Here is an 18,118-nt window from a genome sequence, read left to right as displayed (position 1 = left end):
CAGCGGCGCGCGGCCGCTGGCGCGTCATATGCCGGCGCGGCCTGGGGCCGTGCGCCGGATCACCGTCAGTCATGCAGGATATTAGCCTCTTGCGCCCGGTCCGCGCTCAGGAATGCGCCTTGATGGTTTCGCGGGCGATCACCAGCTGCTGGATCTGCGAAGTGCCTTCGAAGATGCGGAACAGGCGCACGTCACGGTAGAAGCGCTCGACCGCGTATTCCGACATGTAGCCGGCGCCGCCGTGGATCTGCACCGCGCGGTCGGCCACGCGGCCCACCATTTCGGTGGCGTACAGCTTGCAGCAGGCGGCCTGCATGGTGGTGTTCTCGCCGCGGTCGCGCATGCGGGCGGCGTCCAGCACCATGCAGCGCGCGGCGTAGAGTTCGGCCTGGCTGTCGGCGATCATGGCCTGGATCAGCTGGAATTCGGCGATGGGTTGGCCGAATTGCTTACGCTCAATGGCGTACTTCACGGCATCGCTCAGCAGGCGGTCGGCGATGCCCACGCACAGCGCCGAGATATGCAGGCGGCCCTTGTCCAGCACCCGCATCGAGGTGCGGAAACCATTGCCCTCTTCGCCGCCCAGCAGCGCGCTGGCCGGGACGCGGCAGTTGTCGAACACCACGTCGCTGGTCAGGGCGCCGGCCTGGCCCATCTTCTTGTCCGGCTTGCCGATGCTCAGGCCGGGCGTGCCGGCTTCGACCAGGAAGCACGAAATGGAATTGGCGCGGCGTTCCGGCGCGGTGCGCGCCATGACGGAGAACAGGCCGGCGATGGGCGCGTTGGTGATGTAGCGCTTGGTGCCGTTGAGTACGTAGCTGTCGCCGTCGCGCACCGCGGACAGGCGCAGCGCCATCGCGTCGGAACCGGCGTCGGGTTCGGTCAGCGCGAACGAGCCGATCAATTCACCGCTGGCCAGCTTGGGCAGGTAGCGGGCGCGCTGCTCGTCGGTGCCGGCCAGCACGATGGCTTGCGAGCCGATGCCGATGTTGGTGCCGGCCAGCGAGCGGAACGCGGGCGAGGTCTGACCCAGCTCGAAGACCACGCGCACTTCCTCTTCCATGGTCAGGCCCAGACCGCCATGGTCGGGCGAGATGGACAGGCCGAACAGGCCCAGCTCGCGCATCTCGTTGACGATGTCGGGCGGCACCTGGCCGCTTTCGGCCAGTTCGTCTTCGGCGGGGATCAGGCGTTCGTGCACGAAGCGGCGCACGGCGTCCAGCAACAGGTTCAGGGTTTCGGTATCGAGGGCCATGATGGGAGTCTCACAAAAAGCGGGGCAAGCCGGGGACAGCCGCGCCTCAGGCGCGCATGCCTCCGACCAATAGATCGAAATAGCCGGCGGCGATGGCTTCGGCGCTGTCGCCCTGGCCGGGCTTGTACCAACGCACCATCCAATTCAGCATGGACAGCACGGCGCGGCCCGCGGCGGCCACGTCCAGCGCGCGGAACTCGCCGGCGGCGACGCCTTGCGCGATCAGTTCGCGCAGGCGCTTCTCGTAGCCGTCGCGCAGCCGGGCGGCGTCTTCGCGTTCGGTCAGCGCCATGCCGGAATAGCCGATCAGCATGGTGACGAACTCGGCGTGGTGCTGCTCGAAGTAGCGCGCGTGGCCCACCATGAAGGCGCGCAGGCGGGCCGTGGCGCCCTCGGCCCGCGCGACATCCTGGGCGACGGCCTGCGTCAGGCCGCTCAGCACGGCCAGGATGATGGCGTCGTAGATGTCCTGCTTGGTGGTGTAGTAGTGATAGATGGCCGCCTTGGACACGCCGAGCGCGCCGGCCAGGTCGGACACCGAACTGCCGTCGTAGCCGCTTTGGGCGAAGAGCTTGGCGGCTTCTTCCAGGATGCGTTCGCGCGGGGCCGCCACGGTGGGTGGGCGGCCGGCGCGGGCGCGTTTCTGGGCAGGAGGGGCGGAGGTCGCCATGGCAGCCTTTGCAGGGGCCGCGCCGCAGCTGCCGGAGGGACTCGCGTACCTCCATTGACAGCGATTCAGCGCATGCCGTTTAATAAGGATTAATTAATTACCGGACGGTCGGTAGGTAATTATAGGCACACCCGCCTAGGATGCTCAAGTCCCGATGTTCAAGTCCTCCAGTGACCTTTTTCCGCGACGACGCCATGCCCCACTCTCTTGTGACTGATTTGTACGGCCAGATGTCCCTGCCGGTCATCTGCGCCCCGATGTTCATCGTGTCCAACCCCAAGCTGGTGGTGGCGCAGTGCACCAGCGGCATCGTGGGGTCGTTCCCCGCGCTGAACGCGCGTCCGCAAAGCCTGCTGACCGACTGGCTGGACGAAGTCCAGGCCGGCCTGGCCTCGCACCGCGAGGCCAACCCCGGGGCGACGGTTGCGCCATTCGCGGTCAACCAGATCATCCACCAGTCCAACGACCGGCTGGAGCAGGACCTGGCCGTGTGCGCCAGCCACCGCGTGCCGCTCATCATCACCAGCCTGCGCGCCCCCGGAGACCTGGTCAAAGGCGTGCATGACTGGGGCGGCAAGGTATTCCACGACGTGACCACCATCCGCCACGCCGAAAAAGCGCTGGAAGCCGGCGTGGACGGCCTGATCCTGGTGTGCGCCGGCGCTGGCGGCCATGCGGGCACGCTCAGCCCCTTCGCGCTGGTGTCCGAAGTGCGCCGCTTCTATGACGGCCCGCTGATCCTGTCGGGCGCGATCACCTCGGGCGCGCACATCCTGGCCGCGCAGGCCATGGGCGCGGACTTCGCCTATATGGGTACGCGCTTCATCGCCAGCGAGGAAGCCAACGCCAGCGAAGGCTACAAATCCGCCATCGTGGATGCCAGCGCTTCGGACATCCTGTATACCCCGTTCTTCACCGGCATCCCCGGCAACTACCTGAAGGCCAGCATCGCCGCCGCCGGGCTGGATCCGGCCAACCTGCCGCAACCCGACAGCGGCGCGTCGAATTTCGGCTCGACCCGGGTCAAGCCCTGGAAGGACATCTGGGGCGCGGGCCAGGGCGTGGGCGGCATCGCCAGCGTGCTGCCGACCCGCCAGATCGTGGCCACGCTGCGCAGCGAATACGCAGACGCCAAGACCCGTCTGGCCAACGGTTTCGGCGCATGAGCGCCGGTCTGCAGGTCAGCCGCGACGGCGCGGTGTTGACGCTGACCATCAACCGTCCGGATCGCCGCAACGCGCTGGATACCGCCACCTATGCCGCGCTGACCGAGCAGATCGCGCTGGCGTCGGCCGACACCGCGCTGGCGGCCGTCATCCTGACCGGCGCGGGCGAGCATTTCACGGCGGGCAACGATTTGCGCGACTTCCAGGCGGAGCGCGGCGCCGGCGACAGCGCGGGCCTGACTTTCCTGCGCGCGCTGTCCATGGCGGACGTGCCGGTCATTGCCGCGGTCGAAGGCTATGCCATCGGCATCGGCGTGACGCTGCTGCAGCACTGCGATTTCGTCCACATCGGCGAAGGCGCCACCTTGCGCATGCCGTTCGTGGCGTTGGGGTTGTGTCCGGAAGGCGCTTCCAGCCTGCTGATGCCGCGCCTGGCCGGCGCCCGCCGCGCCGCCGAATGGCTGTTGCAGGGCAAGGCCTTCACGGCGCAAGACGCCTGCGACGCCGGGCTGGCCACGTCGGTCACGCCCAAGGGCCAGGCGCTGGCGGCGGCGCAGGCCACCGCCGCCGACCTGGCGCGCCAGCCGCCGGCCGCGCTGCGCCTGACCAAGTCCATGCTGCGCCGCCCGGACCGCCAGGCGATCCAGGACACGCTGGACTACGAAGCCCAGCAGTTCCGCATCCGCCTGCAATCCGAGGAAGCGCAGGCGGCGTTCGCGAAGTTCTTCAAGAAGTAGGAAAGCCGGATTGCGCGCCCTGCCCCAACGCGCGCAATCCGCCGCCTCAGAACGGCGAATCCGGCCGGAAGTTCGGCGCGCGGCGTTCACGCAGGGATTGGATCCCTTCGCGTACGTCCGGGCCGCCAAAGCCCATGAATTCCAGGGCCAGCGAGGTATCGAAGCTCGGCCCCGCCATGCGCAGCCAGTTGTTCAACGAATACTTGGTCCAGCGGATCGCGGTCTGGGAGCCTGCGGCCAGCTTGTTGGCGACTTCGAAGGCACGTCCGATGAGTTCGGCCTCGTCCACGCACAACGACACCAGGCCGATGCGCTCGGCTTCCTCGCCGGTCACGGTTTCGCACAGCATCAGGTAGTACTTGGCGCGCGCCATGCCGCAAAGCAGCGGCCAGACGATGGCGGCATGGTCGCCGGCCGTCACGCCCAGGCGGGTATGGCCGTCGATGATGCGCGCGTCGCGTGCGGCGATGGAGATGTCGGCCAACAGGCCGGCCACCAGGCCCGCGCCCACGGCCGCGCCATGCATGGCGGACACGATGGGCTTGTTGCAGTTGATGATGTTGTAGACCAGGTCGCGGGCCTCGCGCCAGACGCGGGTGCGCACGTCGAAATCGTCGGCCATCTGCTGCACCAGGTCCAGGTCGCCCCCGCCCGAAAAGCCCTTGCCCTCGCCACGGATCACCACCACCCGGGTGTCCGGATCGGTGTCGATATCGCGCCAGATGTCTGCCAGTTCGCGGTGCATGCGGTCGTCGGCGGTGGACAGCTTGCCCGGCTTGCCGCCCTTGGCCCCCATGATCACCTCCAGCACCCCGCCGGGGTGCCGGCGCAGTTTCAGGGACTCATAGGCGGAATAGTGTTCCAGCGTGATGTCGCTCATGTTCGTCTCCACGTCGTCTAGTCTTGGGCCGGACCGGATGCCGGCCGGTTTGGGCGCACTATAGTAGATACGCGCCTTCGCGCCACGCCGCCATCCCCAGGAGCCTCAGCCCATGAACACTACCGCCCCGTCCGCCGGCGGCGCCATCGACCGCGCCGCCCTGCCCGCCCTGTTCGCGCCGCGCGGCCGCGACACTCACAAGGGTAGTTTCGGCACGGTGGGCGTGGTGGGCGGCGGCCCGGGCATGACGGGCGCGGCGCTGCTGGCCGCGCGCGCCGCCCTGAAGACCGGCGCCGGCAAGGTGCTGGTCGGCTTCGCCCAGGACGCCGCGCCGCTGGCCTGCGATCCGCAGCAGCCCGAACTGATGCTGCGCGACGCCCGCTCGCTGCTGGAAGAAGACTGGGGCGTCACCGCCTGGGTGGCGGGATGCGGCATAGGCACGGGCGCCCTGGCGGCCAACGCTCTGTCCGAGCTGTTCGTGCTGCGCCGCGCAGCGCCGCTGGTGCTGGACGCGGACGGGCTGAATCTGCTGGCCCGCGGCGACATCCAACCCAACTGGGGCGAGGGCACCGTGGTGCTGACGCCCCATCCGGCCGAGGCCGGGCGGCTGCTTGGCGTGGATACGGCCGAGGTGCAGGCCGACCGCCCGGCCGCCGCCAGGAAACTGGCGCTACGCTACGGCGCCTGGATCGTGCTGAAGGGCGCAGGCACCGTGGTCAGCTCCCCGGATGGCGATCTGCGGATCAACACCAGCGGCAATCCGGGGCTCGCCACCGCCGGAACCGGGGACGTATTAGCGGGCATGCTGGGTTCGCTGATCGCCCAGAAGCTGCCGTTGGACCAGGCCGTGGCCGGCGCCGTCTGGCTGCACGGCGCGGCGGCCGATGCGTTGGTGGCCCAGGGTGTCGGCCCCATCGGACTGACCGCCGGAGAGCTGGCGGACGCGGCCCGCGCCCTGCGAAATAGCGGCTAAGTCCCTGGGGAATAAACATTTTTACAACATATAGGGGTTTACCCTAAAAATAGCGTTGCATCGACCCTAGGGTTATCCCTATAATGGTTTACACCAAGACGAAACGGACTGGAGCAAACCATGAGCGAACTGACCCTGAACCACACTGCCCGACTGACCGACGCGCTGGAGCGCGATCTGCTCCGCGGCGCCCTCGAGAACCAACCGAATTCCCATCCGCTGACCAGCCTGAAGAAGGCCGGCCAAGCCGTAGTGGCAGCTGTTGCCGCCGTGTTTTCCTTCATCGACGAAGTGAACGAGTCGATGAACAAGGCCCGCGCCGCCAGCTCGCGCTTCTCCGGTTCGCAGTGGTAAGCCCTGCCGCGCTGGCCTGAGTCGCGATCGATCTCCCGCGATTCAGCCTGGCGCGACCCCGCCGCAACGCCCGCCGGCTTCCCGGCGCCCCTTGCGGCGGTTCTTCGGCGCCCAGTCCCTCACCCGGGCGCCATCGCGCCGCGCAGGCCTCCAGACGAGGCAGCGCGGCGCCCTCTTTCCCCCTCCCTCTCCGCGTTTTCCCTAGCGCCGCGCTTGCCATTGCGCATTGACAGTGCGCGAAGCCCCTACCGATAATCGGCCCCTTGCCGTCGTGCCCGGCGCCAAACCCCCCTGAGCCCCTTCCAGGCGACGCCGCCCGCGCGGCTGGCGCAGGCCGGTTTACACGCAGGCGCGATCCGGTTCGTTCCCCATCCGGAGTTGTCACCATGAAGTTGCGCACTACCCTGGCCCTTGCGGCCGCCGCCATTCCCCTGGCCGCCGCCCAAGCCCAGACGCTGAAGATCGGCCTGTCGGCCGAACCCACCTCGGCGGACCCCCACTATCACAAGATGACGCAGAACGACGCGTTCTCCGCGCACGTCTACAGTTCCCTGGTGGGTCGCAGCGCCGACATGAAGCTGGTGCCCGCACTGGCCACTTCCTGGAAGACGCTGGACGACCAGACCTGGGAATTCAAGCTGCGCGACGACGTCAAGTTCTCCAACGGCAAGCCGTTCACGTCCGAAGACGTGCTGTTCACCATCTGCCGCACGCTGAACAACGAAACCAACGTGTCGCAGTCCTACATGGACATGACCAAGCGCATCACCGACGTGCAGACGCCGGACGCGCACACCGTCATCATCAAGACCGGCGAGCCCTTCCCGCTGATGCCCGCCGAACTGGCGCGCTCGCTGCCCATCGTCTGGAACGGCATCGTCGAGCACGGCAAGCTGACGTTCGACCCCAAGAAGGGTTGCGGCGTAACCGGCGCCTGGCCCACCGTGGCCGACTTCAACAACGGCAAGGATGCCATCGGCACCGGCCCGTACACCCTGAAGTCCTACGTCAAGGGCACCGGCATCGAGCTGGTCCGCAATGAAAACTACTGGGGCCCCAAGCCGTACTGGAAGGAAGTGAAGTTCGTGCCGGTGCCGTCGGCCGGCCCGCGCCTGACCGGCCTCCTGTCCGGCGACTTCGACATGATCGAAAACCCCGCCGCTCGCGACCTGCCGCGCCTGAAGGACAACCCCAAGTTCGGCTTCGTCGCCACCCCGTCGACCCGCCTGGTGTTCTTCCAGCCGGACGTGGGCCGCAACCCGAGCCCCTTCGTCAAGAGCGCCGACGGCAAGAACCCGCTGCAGGACCTGCGCGTGCGTAAGGCCATCTCGATGGCCATCGACCGCAAGACCATCACCGCCCGCATCATGGACGGCATGGCCACGCCCGCCTTCCAGTACATGCCCGACGGCATGTTCGGCGCGCTGCCCCAGGCTCCGGAAATCAAGTTCGACCCGGAAGGCGCCAAGAAGCTGCTGGCCGAAGCCGGCTACCCGAACGGCTTTGAACTGACGCTGTCGTCGACCAACGACCGCTACGTCAACGACGGCCAGGTGGCGCAAGCCGTGGCCCAGTACCTGGCCCGCGTCGGCATCAAGACCAATGTGGACGCCATGACGGCCTCCATCTACTTCCCCAAGCGCGCCAAGCGCGAGTTCAGCTTCTCGATGGGCGGCTGGCCGGCGGAAACGGGTGAAGCCTCGGCGCTGTTCCAGCTGTGGGTGGCATCCCTGGATTCCCCCAACAGCCTGGGCACCAGCAACTACGGCGGCTTCAGCAATGCCGACTTCGACAAGGTCTACAAGGAAGCCATCGTGACGGTGGACGCGGCCAAGCGCGAGAAGCTGCTGCAGCAGTCCACCCAGATCGCATTGGACAACGTGCCGCTGATCCCGCTGCACTTCGAAAGCAGCATCTGGGCCTTCCGCAAGGGCATCACCTACGAAGGCCGTCGCGACCAGTACACGCTGGCCACCTCGGTCACGCCCGAAAAGAAGTAATCAGGTCCGCCTGAACGAAAACGGCTGCCCCAGGGCAGCCGTTTTTTTTTGCACCCTTGGCAGACTATGCCGCCGCCCTGCCTTACAACGCGTCGTCCAGTTCTCGCGCCAGCAGTTCGACGAAGGCTTCGGCCGCCGGCGGCAGCACCCGGCCCGGCATGACCTGGATCTGCAGGGTGCGCGATTGCAGCTCGGCGTTGGAAATCGGCACGGCGATCAGCTCGTCGCGCCGCAGGCTCCAGGCCACCGAGATATAGCCGCTGAGCATGATGGCGTCCGACCCGAAGACAAAACCGTGCAGCGGCGAGGAATCGTTGCAGGTCAGCGCCGGCTCCAGCTGCACCGACTCCAGCGCGCAGCCCATTTCGAACAGCTGCCGCGTGGTGGTGCCGGGCCCGGTCAGGGCTAGCGGATACTGGCTGAGATCCTGCAGGCTGACGCTGGCGCGGCCCGCCAGCGGATGGTCGGCCGCCATCACCGCATGCACCGGCGCGCGGCGCGAATAGCGCGGACTGACCCCGCCGATGCGTTCGGCGATGAAGACCATCCCCAGCTCCACGCTGCCTTCGGCCACCCGGCGGCTGACCTCGGCCGGCGAACCCACGTGCAGATCGAAGCGGATGTTGGGCCAGTCGCGGCGAAAACGCGCCATCACCGAGGGCAGGAAGATCCGCGCCACGCCCTCGACCGAGGCCACCCGGATCTCGTTGCGCGCGGCGCCCTTGATGGCGGCGATTTCCTGCAGCACGGAATCGGCTTCCAGCATGGTGCGGCGGGCATGCGCCAGCAGCAGCTGCCCCGCTTCGCTCAGGACCATGCCGCGCGCGGCGCGCTCGAACAGCGGCGCGCCCGCCTCTTCCTCCAGCTTGGCGATCTGCCGGCTGATGGCCGACACCGCCACATGCAGGCGCTCGGACGCGCCGCTCAGGCTGCCCGCCTGGGCAACCTCCAGAAAATACTTCAAGGCGATGCCGTGCACGTCAGCCCTCGCGGTTCTCAGGGATTGGGAATGGGGAACAAGCTTTGCCTTTTCTGCAAAGCTCGAGATAAATATTCTAATTGTAGAGAAAGCAGCCAAGCTCCTAGAATTCGCCCAATACTCAAAGGCGGCGCGCGCCTGACGCGCCCTATATATAAGGGAAAACCCGTGTTAGCAGCCTGTTTCAGCGCCCGCCGCGCCGCGGCGCCCGCTCATGCCGGCGGCTAGCCGCCACCCCAGCGCCATCGCCTATACAATCCCGTCGCTTCATCGGAGTTCCCATGCCCACGTCCGCCCCCGCGTCCACACCGCGCCCATTTCTACTTGCCTGTCCGAACTTGTCGGCGGAGCGGGTGGGCAACACGGATACCCCGGGGGTCTGGCATTTCGATTCGGGCGTGCCGGGCAAGCGCGTCATGCTGAGCGCGCTGATCCACGGCAATGAACTCTGCGGCGCCTGGGCGCTGAAGGACGCGCTGGCGGCAGGCCTGCGCCCGCGCCGCGGTTCGCTGACGCTGGCGTTCTGCAACCTGGCGGCGTTCGACCGCTTCGACCCCGCCAACTACGCGCCCGCGCGCTTCGTCGACGAAGACATGAACCGCGTCTGGAGCGACGACAAGCTGAGCGCGCCCGCCAGCCAGGAACGCCGCCGCGCAGCCGAGATCCAGCCCTGGGTCGAGCAGGCCGACTGGCTGCTGGACTTCCATTCGATGAGCAATTCCGACGTGCCGCTGCAGCTGACCGGCATGGAGCAACGCAATATCGATCTGGCGCTGGCGCTGGGCAACCCCGCCACCATCATCGCCGACGCCGGCCATGCCGCGGGCGTGCGCATGCGCGACTACGGCCGCTTCGGCGAAGCCGGCGACAACGGCACCCGTTCCCTGCTGATCGAATGCGGCTTCCATGGCGCGCCCGAGGCGCGCGGCGTGGCCGTCGACCAGATGGCGCGCTTCCTGGTGGAAGCGGGCACGGTGGACCGCGGCGACCTGCCCGCGGATTGGTTCGCCCCCGCGGCGCCCACGCAGCGCGCACTGCGCGTCACGCATGCGATCGCCGCCAAGAGCGCCGATTTCCGCTTCGCCCAGCCCTGGAAGGGCCTGGAAACGCTGGCCCGCGCCGGCGACCTGATCGGCTGGTCCGAGGGCGAGCCCGTCGTCACGCCTTATGACGACTGCGTGCTGATCATGCCGTCCACCGCCAATCTGCGGCCCGGCGTGACCGTCGTCCGGCTGGCGCAGCCCATCGCCTGAAGATCCGCGGCGGCCCGCCAGCGACGCCGCCCTGCAACACCATAACCAATACAACAAAGGGACAAAATCCATGTCTGCCCAGACGCTCTACCGCAGCATGCTCACGGCCTTCGCCATGGCCGCCTGTACCACCGCGGCCATCGCGCAGGACGCCGCCGGCGTTCTGCGGATCGGCCTGTCGTCCGAGCCGACGTCGATGGATCCGCACTACCACCAGGCCACGCCGAACGATGCGATGACTTCGCACATGTTCGAGACGCTGGTGGGGCAAGATGCCAAGATGGACCTGATCCCGCGCCTGGCCACGGCCTGGAAGCCGGTGGACGACACGACCTGGGAATTCACGCTGCGCGACGGCGTCAAGTTTTCCAATGGCCAGCCCTTCACGGCGCAGGACGTGCTGTTCACCTTCTGCCGCGTGGTCAACAACGAGCAGTCCATCAGCAGCTCGTACCCTTCCATCGTGCAGAAGTTCGCCGACGTGCAGGTGCGCGACGGCAACACGCTGGTGATCAAGACGCGCCAGCCCTATCCGCTGCTGCCCAACGACCTGACCCGCATGGGCATGCTGTGGAACGGCATCGCCGAACACGGCCCGATCAGCTTCGACCTGAAGAACAAGTGCGGCGTCACCGGCGTCTGGCCCACCGTGGCCGACTTCAATACCGGCCGCTCCGTGATCGGCACCGGGCCCTACACGCTGAAGAGCTACGTCAAGGGCACCGCGATCGAGCTGACGCGCAACGACGCCTACTGGGGCGCGAAGCCCGCATGGAAGGACGTGAGGATGGTGCCGGTGCCGGCTGCCGGCCCGCGCCTGACGGGCCTCCTGGCGGGCGACTTCGACCTGATCGAAAACCCCGCCGCGCGCGACGTGAAGCGCATTTCGGAGACCCCGGGTTTCGGCCACGTCATCACGCCGTCGGTACGCGTGGTGTATTTCCAGCCCGACGTGGCGCGCAATCCCAGCCCCGGCGTCAAGGCCGCCGACGGCAAGAACCCGCTGCAGGACGTGCGCGTGCGCCGAGCCATTTCCATGGCCATCGACCGCAAGACCATCGCCGACCGCATCATGGACGGCGCCGCCACGCCGGCCAACCAATTCCTGCCCGACGGCATGTTCGGCACCCTGCCCAAGCCGCCCGAGCTCAAGTACGACCCGGCCGCCGCCAAGAAGCTGCTGGCCGAGGCCGGCTACCCGAACGGCTTCGAACTGACCGTCTCGTCCACCAACGACCGCTACATCAACGACGCGCAGATCACGCAGGCGGTAGCGCAATACCTGTCGCGCGTGGGCATCAAGACCACCGTCGACACCATGACGCGCTCGGTCTACTTCCCCAAGCGCGCCAAGCGCGAGTTCAGCTTCGCCATGGGCGGCTGGTCGTCGGAAACCGGCGAGGCCTCGTCCTTCCTGCAATACTGGGTCAGCGCGTTCGACAAGGAACACGGCCTGGGCACCAGCAACTACGGCGGCTATGACAACCCCGAGTTCGACCGCGTGTTCAAGCGCGCCCTCGTCACCGTGGACCCGGCCGCGCGCGAAAAACTGCTGCAGGAATCGCTGACGCTGGCGTTGGCCGACCTGCCCAGCATTCCCCTGCATTTCGAAAGCAGCATCTGGGCGTTCCGCAAGGGACTGACCTATGAAGGCCGCGCCGACCAGTACACCCTGGCCATGTCGGCCAAGCCCGCCAAGTAAGACCCTACGCGGCGCCCGCAAACCCTGAGCCCACCAAGGAAATAATCTCGTGGCCTTGTTCATCCTACGCAGACTGATACAGAGTCTGTTCGTGCTGCTGGCCGTTTCGGTCGTGGTCTTCTTCGCGGTCTATGCCGTGGGCGATCCGATCGAACTGCTGGTCAGCCCCGAAGCCAGCCAGGCCGCACGCGAGGCGATGATCGCCCGCCTGGGCCTGGACCTGCCGGTATGGCAGCAATACACAGGATTCCTGTGGCGCGCGCTGCACGGCGACCTGGGCACCTCCTTCGTGCACGGCATCCCCGCCATCGAACTGATCGTGCAGCGCATTCCCGCCACGTTCGAGCTGGTGGTCGTGGCCATCATGCTGACCTGTGTGTTCGGCATTCCGCTGGGGCTGATCGCGGGCCTGTACCGCGACCAGCCGCTGGGCCGCGGCATCATGGCATCCTCGGTGCTGGGTTTTTCGCTGCCGAACTTCTGGCAAGGCATGATGCTGATCCTGCTGTTTGCGGTGTGGCTGGGCTGGCTGCCCGCCACCGGCCGCGGCGACACGGTCACCGTGCTGGGCGTGCCCCTGTCCATTCTGACTGCCGACGGCTGGTCGCACCTGATCATGCCGGCCATCAACCTGGCGCTGGCCAACATCGCGCTGGTGCTGCGCCTGACCGCGTCCGGCGTGGTCGAGGCCCGCAGCCAGGACTATGTGAAGTTCGCGCGCGCCAAGGGCGTCAAGCCCGGCCGCATCGTGCGCCGCCACATCCTGCGCAACATCCTGATCCCCGTGGTCACCGTGATCGGCATGGAATTCGGCACCCTCATCGCCTATTCCACCATCACCGAAACCGTGTTCGCATGGCCAGGCATGGGCAAGCTGCTGATCGACAGCGTCTACCAATTGGACCGCCCGGTCGTGGTGGCCTACGTGATGCTGGTCACCCTGATCTTCGTGATCATCAACCTGGTTGTGGACATCCTGTACGCCACGCTCGATCCGCGCGTGCAGCTCGTGACTCCCGCTCAATAATCCGCCATGGCTCAAACTCCCAATCCCGGCCGCACCCGCACCGTCCAGCCCCTGGCTGAGACGCCCCAGCGCGCCTCCATCCTGAAGAAACTGCACGCGCGCCCGACGGTGCGCGGCTCCGTCATCGCGCTGACCATCCTGATCGTGCTGGTGGTCTTCGCGCCCTACTTCGCGCCGCAGAATCCCTACGACCTCGCCAACCTTTCGCTGATGGACGGCCGCCTGGCGCCGCGCCAGGCGCTGATGGACGGCAGCATCGCCTGGCTCGGCACCGACGACCAGGGCCGCGACATGCTCAGCGCCATCCTGTATGGCCTGCGCATCAGCCTGATGGTGGGCCTGTCCGCCGTGGTGCTGGCCACCGCCGTGGGCGGCACCATCGGCCTGGTGGCCGCCTATGTAGGCGGCGTGGTCGACACCGTGCTCATGCGCATCGTCGACTTCATCCTGGGCTTTCCGACCATCCTGGTGGCGCTGGTGCTGCTGGTGGTGCTGGGGCGCGGGGTCGACAAGGTGATCCTGGCCCTGGTGCTGGTGCAGTGGGGGCATTACGCCCGCATCATGCGCAGCCGCGCGCTGCAGGAACGCCGCAAGGAGTACGTGGAAGCCGCCGCCAACCTGGGCTTCCCGGCCTGGCGCATCATGCTGTTCCACCTGCTGCCCAACTGCCTGGGCCCCGTCATGGTGTTCGCCACCATCCAGATCGCGACCGCAATCGCCCTGGAAGCCACGCTGTCGTTCCTGGGCGTGGGCGTGCCCATCACCGAACCCTCGCTGGGCCTGCTGATTTCCAACGGCTTCCAGTACCTGTTGTCGGGCGACTACTGGATCAGCCTGTTCCCGGGCATCGCCCTGCTGGTGCTGATCCTCTCCATCAATATCGTGGGCGACCGCCTGCGCGAAAGCCTGGATCCCAAGAGATGAGGCCCACCCCCGAAGCGCTGCGCGCTTCCCCCTCAAGGGGGCATGCCTGCGGACCGGCAAAGCCGGCTCCGCGGCATCCCGATGGAGCTATCTCCATTACATGCGCCGCGGTTGGCGCAATGGGCAACTGAAATGAGCGAAAACATTCTTGAAGTGCGCGGCCTGCGCACCGCATTCCATACCGAAGCCGGCGCCTGGCTGGCGGTCGACGGCGTCGACCTGACCGTGCGCCGCGGCGAGATCGTCGGCCTGGTCGGCGAATCGGGTTCCGGCAAATCCGTCACGGGCTTTTCGCTCCTGGGTCTGATCGACCCGCCCGGGGAAGTGGTGGACGGCGAGGTGAAGTTCAAGGGCACGGACCTGCGCAAGCTGAGCGAAGAGCAGATGCGCCAGTTGCGCGGCAACCGCATCGCCATGATCTTCCAGGATCCCCTGATGACGCTCAATCCGGTGCTGCGCATCGGCGAGCAGATGATGGAAGCCATCCTCACCCACGAAAACGTGCCGCGCGCGGAAGCCGAGGAACGCTGCCGCGAGGCGCTGGCCATGGTCGGCATTCCTTCACCCGAAAAGCGCCTGAAGAGCTATCCGCACGAATTCTCGGGCGGCATGCGCCAGCGCGTGGCGATCGCGATCGCCATGCTGAACAAGCCCGACCTGATCATCTGCGACGAGCCGACCACGGCGCTGGACGTCACCATCCAGGGCCAGATCCTCTACCGCATGCAGGAGATCTGCCGCGAGCACAACACGGCGCTGATCTGGATCACCCACGACCTGGGCGTGGTGGCCGAACTGGCCGACCGCGTGGCCGTGATGTACGCCGGCCGCATCGTCGAAAGCGGCCCGGTCGAAGAGGTGCTGGACGCGCCGCGCCACCCCTACACCAAGGGCTTGCTGGATTCGATGCCCGGCGCCACCCAGCCTGGCGCGCGCCTGCACCAGATCAACGGCATGGCGCCCAGCCTCGCCGGCCGTCCCTCGGGCTGTCCGTTCCGCCCGCGCTGCACCAGCGCGGTCACGCGTTGCACCGAACAAGCCCCCACCGTCACCACCGAAGGCGCGCGCAACTACCGCTGCTACGTGCCGATTACCCGCGAGGCCCAGCCGGTATGAGCCAAGCCGATACTCCCGTCATCGAGCTCAAGAACGTCCACAAGCGCTTCGAGCAACGGCCCGACCTGGCCCAGCGCATCCTGGCCCTGACCGGCCGTCCCATCGACCGCCGCACCGTGTATGCGGTCAACGGCGTGGACCTGTCCATCAAGCGCGGCGAAGTCGTGGGCCTGGTCGGCGAGTCCGGCTGCGGCAAGTCCACGCTGGGCCGCGTCGTCGCCGGGCTGCACGGCCAGACTGAAGGCCAGCTGCTGTACCAGGGCCAGGAAGCCCGCCGCCTGCGCGGCGCCGACAAGCTCGCCTACACGCTGGGCGTGCAGATGATCTTCCAGGATCCGCAGGCCTCGCTGAATCCGCGCCAGCGCCTGCGCCAGATCCTGGGCGAATCGCTCAAGGTCCACAAGCTGGCGCCCGCCGCCCAGATTCCCGCGCGCATCGACCAGGCGCTGAAGGAAGTGGGCCTGGACCCCGAATACCGCGACCGCTTCCCGCACCAGATCTCGGGCGGCCAGCGCCAGCGCATCGGCATCGCCCGCGCGCTGATGGTGGCGCCGAAGTTCCTGGTCTGCGACGAGCCCGTGGCCGCGCTGGACGTGTCGATCCAGGCGCAGGTGATCAACCTGTTCATGGACCTGCGCGAACAGCACGGTTTCACCTACCTGTTCATCAGCCACGACCTGGGCGTGGTCAAGCACATCTCGGACCGCGTGGCGATCATGTATCTGGGCAAGATCGTGGAAATCTCCACGTCGGCCGAGATCTTCGCGCGCGCCAACCATCCCTATACCCAGGCCCTGATGGCCGAGGTGCCGGACGTGGGCCGCCGCGGCCGCAAGTTCACGCCGATCAAGGGCGAAATCCCGTCGCCGCTGAACCCGCCGCCGGGCTGTACCTTCAATCCCCGCTGCCCCCACGCCATGCCGCGCTGCCGCGAGCAGGCGCCGGTCCTGAAAGAAATCTCGGCAGGCCACTGGTCGGCCTGCCACCTGAATGAGGCGAACGCCTGATGAAACCCTCCGAGATGTCCAACGTCGACCGCATCGCCATCGAACTGGGCCATGCCGGCCGCAACGCCATCCTGTATGTGGACGAGGACCGCAACTCCGACCGTCCCTTCAAGCTCCAGACCTACCGCCCCTACGGCTACACGCCCGACATGCCGGTGGTCATCGTGCAGCACGGCGTGCTGCGCAACGGCGACGAGTACCGCGATTTCTGGGTGGAAGCCGCCGACAAGCACAAGCTGCTGATCGTGGCGCTGACCTTCTCCAACGAGATCTGGCCCGGCGTGGAAAGCTACAACAACGGCCGCGTGTTTTCGGCCGGCGGCAATCCGCGCCACATCGACGGTTGGACCTACGCGCTGGTGGGCAACGTCATCAAGGACCTGATCGCCGGTGAAATCACCGACGGCCAGAACGTCTACCTGTTCGGCCATTCCGCGGGCGGCCAGTTCGTGCACCGCCTGATGAGCAGCCAGCCGCACGCGCCGTTCAAGGCCGTGACTGCCGGCAACCCGGGCTGGTACACGCTGCCCACGTTCGACTATCCCTTCCCCGAAGGCATGGACGGCGTCGGCCTGACCGAAGAGCACCTGGTCAAGCTGCTGGCCTACCCGATGACCATCCTGGCGGGCGACCAGGACATCGCCACCGACGACCCCAACCTGCCGTCCGAACCCGCCGCCATGCGTCAAGGCCCGCACCGCTTTGCGCGCGCCCAGAACTACTTCGAGTTCGGCCGCAAGGAGGCCGAGCGCCGCGGCGTGCCGTTCGGCTGGAAGCTGCAGGTCGTGCCCGGCATCGGCCACGACGGCCGCGCCATGTCCGCCGTGTGCGCCAGCCTCTGGTTCGATGGCAAGATGCCCGATGACGCCGAACTGGCCCGCCTGGCCGGCCAGCAGGTCGCCTGACCGCTCCCATTTTCTTCGTTGCAGATATCCGATACCGTCATGTCCAACACCCAGAGCACTGAACAGATCGTCGCCGGCATCAAGAGCTGGCTGCAATGCGAATCGCCCTCGAACTTCCCCGAAGGCATCGCCGCCATGGCGCGCATCATCGCCGACTACGCCGCGGCCGCCGGCCTGACGGTGGAACTGTCGTCGCTGGGCCCGACCACGGGCCCGCTGCTGTACGCGACCAACCGCGCCCCCGGCGACACGCGCCCCGGCATCCTGATCCTGGCGCACATGGACACGGTGCATCCGGTAGGCACGCTGCTGGAGAACCCGGTACGCATCGAAGGCGACCGCCTCTATGGTCCCGGCGGCTACGACATGAAGGCCGGCATCTACCTGGCGCTGACCGCGCTGTCCGGCCTGGCTCGCCCCGGCGCGACCCATCTGCCAGTGGATTTCCTGGTGGTGCCCGACGAAGAAACCGGCAGCCACGCGTCGCGCGCGCACATCGAGCGCTTCGCCGCCAACGCCAAGTACGCGCTGGTCTGCGAACCCGCCCGCCCCAACGGCGGCAAGTGCGTCACGGCGCGCAAGGGCACCGGCATGCTGAACCTGAACGTCAAGGGCCGTCCGGCCCATGCCGGCATGCAGCACGAGAAAGGCCGCAGCGCCATCCGCGAAATGGCCCACCAGGTGCTGGCGCTGGAAGCCATGACCGACTATGACCGCGGCATCACCGTCAGCGTCGGCACCATCGCCGGCGGCACCGTGACCAACACCGTGCCGGCGCTGTGCCGCTGCGTGGTCGACTTCCGCGTGCCCGACATGGGCGCCGCCGAGGACGTGCTGCGCCGCATGCGCGAGCTGTGCGCCGTGGGTCCGGACGTGGAACTGGACATCGACGTGGAACTGAACCGTCCGCCCATGGTGAAGACCGAAGCCGCCGCCGATCTTCTGGCGCTGGTGCAGGGCTACGCCGAACGCGCCGGCTTCCTGCTGGAAGACGCACCCATGACGGGCGGCGGCAGCGACGCCAACTTCACGTCCGCCATGGGCATCCCGACGCTGGACGGCCTGGGCGCCGACGGCGACGGCGCGCACACCTTGAACGAGTACATCCTGGTTTCGACGCTGGAACAGCGCATGAAATTCTGGGAGCTGCTGCTGAAAGAACTGGCGTAA

General features: G+C 67.3%; 17 protein-coding genes. 13 read left to right on the top strand and 4 right to left on the bottom strand.

The genetic code is table 11. The features are described from left to right. Nucleotides 1-106: 106 nt before the first annotated feature. Both NGK62_RS13620 and NGK62_RS13615 read right to left on the bottom strand, forming a co-directional pair. Nucleotides 107-1,255, bottom strand: coding sequence for an acyl-CoA dehydrogenase family protein (locus NGK62_RS13620; RefSeq protein WP_059377313.1), 1,149 nt, complete (start codon nt 1,253-1,255; stop codon nt 107-109). 46 nt (nt 1,256-1,301) lie between these two features. Next, entirely contained in the window at nt 1,302-1,925 is a 624-nt protein-coding gene (locus tag NGK62_RS13615) for a TetR/AcrR family transcriptional regulator (RefSeq protein ID WP_054455146.1), read from the bottom strand. Nucleotides 1,926-2,119: 194 nt separating this feature from the next. On the opposite strand from NGK62_RS13615, the gene NGK62_RS13610 reads away from it, so the two are divergent. Beyond that, a complete protein-coding gene (locus NGK62_RS13610; RefSeq protein ID WP_251878675.1) occupies nt 2,120-3,091 on the top strand; it encodes an NAD(P)H-dependent flavin oxidoreductase in 972 nt (323 codons plus the stop codon). Next, nucleotides 3,088-3,828: an enoyl-CoA hydratase-related protein gene (locus NGK62_RS13605; RefSeq protein ID WP_251878673.1), complete on the top strand. Its 741-nt coding sequence runs from the start codon at nt 3,088-3,090 to the stop codon at nt 3,826-3,828. Before NGK62_RS13610 ends, NGK62_RS13605 begins: the two co-directional genes overlap by 4 nt. A 46-nt stretch (nt 3,829-3,874) precedes the next feature. Here NGK62_RS13605 and NGK62_RS13600 read toward each other — a convergent pair whose 3' ends face one another. Next, complete coding sequence (locus NGK62_RS13600; protein ID WP_013391155.1) at nt 3,875-4,708, bottom strand: enoyl-CoA hydratase/isomerase family protein; 834 nt, start codon at nt 4,706-4,708, stop codon at nt 3,875-3,877. A gap of 112 nt (nt 4,709-4,820) precedes the next feature. Here NGK62_RS13600 and NGK62_RS13595 point away from each other — a divergent pair, with 112 nt between their 5' ends. From NGK62_RS13595 to NGK62_RS13585, 3 genes are all read left to right on the top strand, one after another. Then, nucleotides 4,821-5,681 (top strand): NAD(P)H-hydrate dehydratase, encoded by an 861-nt coding sequence (locus NGK62_RS13595; RefSeq protein WP_251878671.1) that lies wholly within the window; start codon nt 4,821-4,823, stop codon nt 5,679-5,681. 120 nt (nt 5,682-5,801) lie between these two features. After that, nucleotides 5,802-6,035 (top strand): hypothetical protein, encoded by a 234-nt coding sequence (locus NGK62_RS13590; protein WP_054455155.1) that lies wholly within the window; start codon nt 5,802-5,804, stop codon nt 6,033-6,035. Between the two features lie 386 nt (nt 6,036-6,421). Continuing rightward, complete coding sequence (locus tag NGK62_RS13585; RefSeq protein ID WP_059377307.1) at nt 6,422-8,035, top strand: ABC transporter substrate-binding protein; 1,614 nt, start codon at nt 6,422-6,424, stop codon at nt 8,033-8,035. Nucleotides 8,036-8,117: 82 nt separating this feature from the next. On the opposite strand, the gene NGK62_RS13580 is transcribed toward NGK62_RS13585, so the two are convergent. Further along, nucleotides 8,118-9,014, bottom strand: coding sequence for a LysR family transcriptional regulator (locus NGK62_RS13580; RefSeq protein ID WP_251878669.1), 897 nt, complete (start codon nt 9,012-9,014; stop codon nt 8,118-8,120). 281 nt (nt 9,015-9,295) lie between these two features. Here NGK62_RS13580 and NGK62_RS13575 point away from each other — a divergent pair, with 281 nt between their 5' ends. The 8 genes from NGK62_RS13575 to NGK62_RS13540 all read left to right on the top strand — a co-directional run bounded on the left by NGK62_RS13575 (nt 9,296) and on the right by NGK62_RS13540 (nt 18,118). Continuing rightward, complete coding sequence (locus tag NGK62_RS13575) at nt 9,296-10,267, top strand: M14 family metallopeptidase (protein ID WP_118933377.1); 972 nt, start codon at nt 9,296-9,298, stop codon at nt 10,265-10,267. A 70-nt stretch (nt 10,268-10,337) separates the two neighbouring features. After that, the gene (locus tag NGK62_RS13570; protein ID WP_251878667.1) at nt 10,338-11,969 is read left to right on the top strand and encodes an ABC transporter substrate-binding protein; all 1,632 of its coding nucleotides are present in this window, start codon (nt 10,338-10,340) and stop codon (nt 11,967-11,969) included. A 49-nt stretch (nt 11,970-12,018) separates the two neighbouring features. Then, nucleotides 12,019-12,996 carry an ABC transporter permease gene (locus NGK62_RS13565; protein ID WP_013391148.1) on the top strand — a complete coding sequence of 326 codons (978 nt, stop codon included), beginning with the start codon at nt 12,019-12,021 and terminating at the stop codon, nt 12,994-12,996. Between the two features lie 6 nt (nt 12,997-13,002). Beyond that, nucleotides 13,003-13,920 carry an ABC transporter permease gene (locus NGK62_RS13560; protein ID WP_251878665.1) on the top strand — a complete coding sequence of 306 codons (918 nt, stop codon included), beginning with the start codon at nt 13,003-13,005 and terminating at the stop codon, nt 13,918-13,920. A 132-nt stretch (nt 13,921-14,052) separates the two neighbouring features. Beyond that, nucleotides 14,053-15,036, top strand: a complete 984-nt coding sequence (locus tag NGK62_RS13555; RefSeq protein WP_059377297.1) for an ABC transporter ATP-binding protein — start codon at nt 14,053-14,055, stop codon at nt 15,034-15,036. Beyond that, the gene (locus NGK62_RS13550) at nt 15,033-16,043 is read left to right on the top strand and encodes an ABC transporter ATP-binding protein (RefSeq protein WP_013391145.1); all 1,011 of its coding nucleotides are present in this window, start codon (nt 15,033-15,035) and stop codon (nt 16,041-16,043) included. Before NGK62_RS13555 ends, NGK62_RS13550 begins: the two co-directional genes overlap by 4 nt. Then, nucleotides 16,043-16,948 (top strand): alpha/beta hydrolase family protein, encoded by a 906-nt coding sequence (locus tag NGK62_RS13545; RefSeq protein WP_118933378.1) that lies wholly within the window; start codon nt 16,043-16,045, stop codon nt 16,946-16,948. Before NGK62_RS13550 ends, NGK62_RS13545 begins: the two co-directional genes overlap by 1 nt. A gap of 39 nt (nt 16,949-16,987) precedes the next feature. After that, nucleotides 16,988-18,118 carry a M20 family metallopeptidase gene (locus NGK62_RS13540; RefSeq protein WP_251878663.1) on the top strand — a complete coding sequence of 377 codons (1,131 nt, stop codon included), beginning with the start codon at nt 16,988-16,990 and terminating at the stop codon, nt 18,116-18,118.

Origin of the sequence: Achromobacter sp. Marseille-Q4954, from assembly GCF_943737025.1 — a bacterium.
GTDB classification, from domain to species: Bacteria; Pseudomonadota; Gammaproteobacteria; order Burkholderiales; family Burkholderiaceae_B; genus Achromobacter; species Achromobacter bronchisepticus_A.
Note: the sequence above shows the minus strand (reverse complement) of the source record. Positions and strands in the feature narration are given on the sequence as shown.

Coding starts and splice junctions, on each gene's coding strand:
- NGK62_RS13555 (WP_059377297.1), top strand. CDS start 14,053: ATGAGCGAAAACATTCTTGAAGTGCGCGGCCTGCGCACCGCATTCCAT.
- NGK62_RS13540 (WP_251878663.1), top strand. CDS start 16,988: ATGTCCAACACCCAGAGCACTGAACAGATCGTCGCCGGCATCAAGAGC.
- NGK62_RS13590 (WP_054455155.1), top strand. CDS start 5,802: ATGAGCGAACTGACCCTGAACCACACTGCCCGACTGACCGACGCGCTG.
- NGK62_RS13595 (WP_251878671.1), top strand. CDS start 4,821: ATGAACACTACCGCCCCGTCCGCCGGCGGCGCCATCGACCGCGCCGCC.
- NGK62_RS13585 (WP_059377307.1), top strand. CDS start 6,422: ATGAAGTTGCGCACTACCCTGGCCCTTGCGGCCGCCGCCATTCCCCTG.
- NGK62_RS13550 (WP_013391145.1), top strand. CDS start 15,033: ATGAGCCAAGCCGATACTCCCGTCATCGAGCTCAAGAACGTCCACAAG.
- NGK62_RS13545 (WP_118933378.1), top strand. CDS start 16,043: ATGAAACCCTCCGAGATGTCCAACGTCGACCGCATCGCCATCGAACTG.
- NGK62_RS13560 (WP_251878665.1), top strand. CDS start 13,003: ATGGCTCAAACTCCCAATCCCGGCCGCACCCGCACCGTCCAGCCCCTG.
- NGK62_RS13605 (WP_251878673.1), top strand. CDS start 3,088: ATGAGCGCCGGTCTGCAGGTCAGCCGCGACGGCGCGGTGTTGACGCTG.
- NGK62_RS13615 (WP_054455146.1), bottom strand. CDS start 1,925: ATGGCGACCTCCGCCCCTCCTGCCCAGAAACGCGCCCGCGCCGGCCGC.
- NGK62_RS13570 (WP_251878667.1), top strand. CDS start 10,338: ATGTCTGCCCAGACGCTCTACCGCAGCATGCTCACGGCCTTCGCCATG.
- NGK62_RS13610 (WP_251878675.1), top strand. CDS start 2,120: ATGCCCCACTCTCTTGTGACTGATTTGTACGGCCAGATGTCCCTGCCG.
- NGK62_RS13600 (WP_013391155.1), bottom strand. CDS start 4,708: ATGAGCGACATCACGCTGGAACACTATTCCGCCTATGAGTCCCTGAAA.
- NGK62_RS13620 (WP_059377313.1), bottom strand. CDS start 1,255: ATGGCCCTCGATACCGAAACCCTGAACCTGTTGCTGGACGCCGTGCGC.
- NGK62_RS13575 (WP_118933377.1), top strand. CDS start 9,296: ATGCCCACGTCCGCCCCCGCGTCCACACCGCGCCCATTTCTACTTGCC.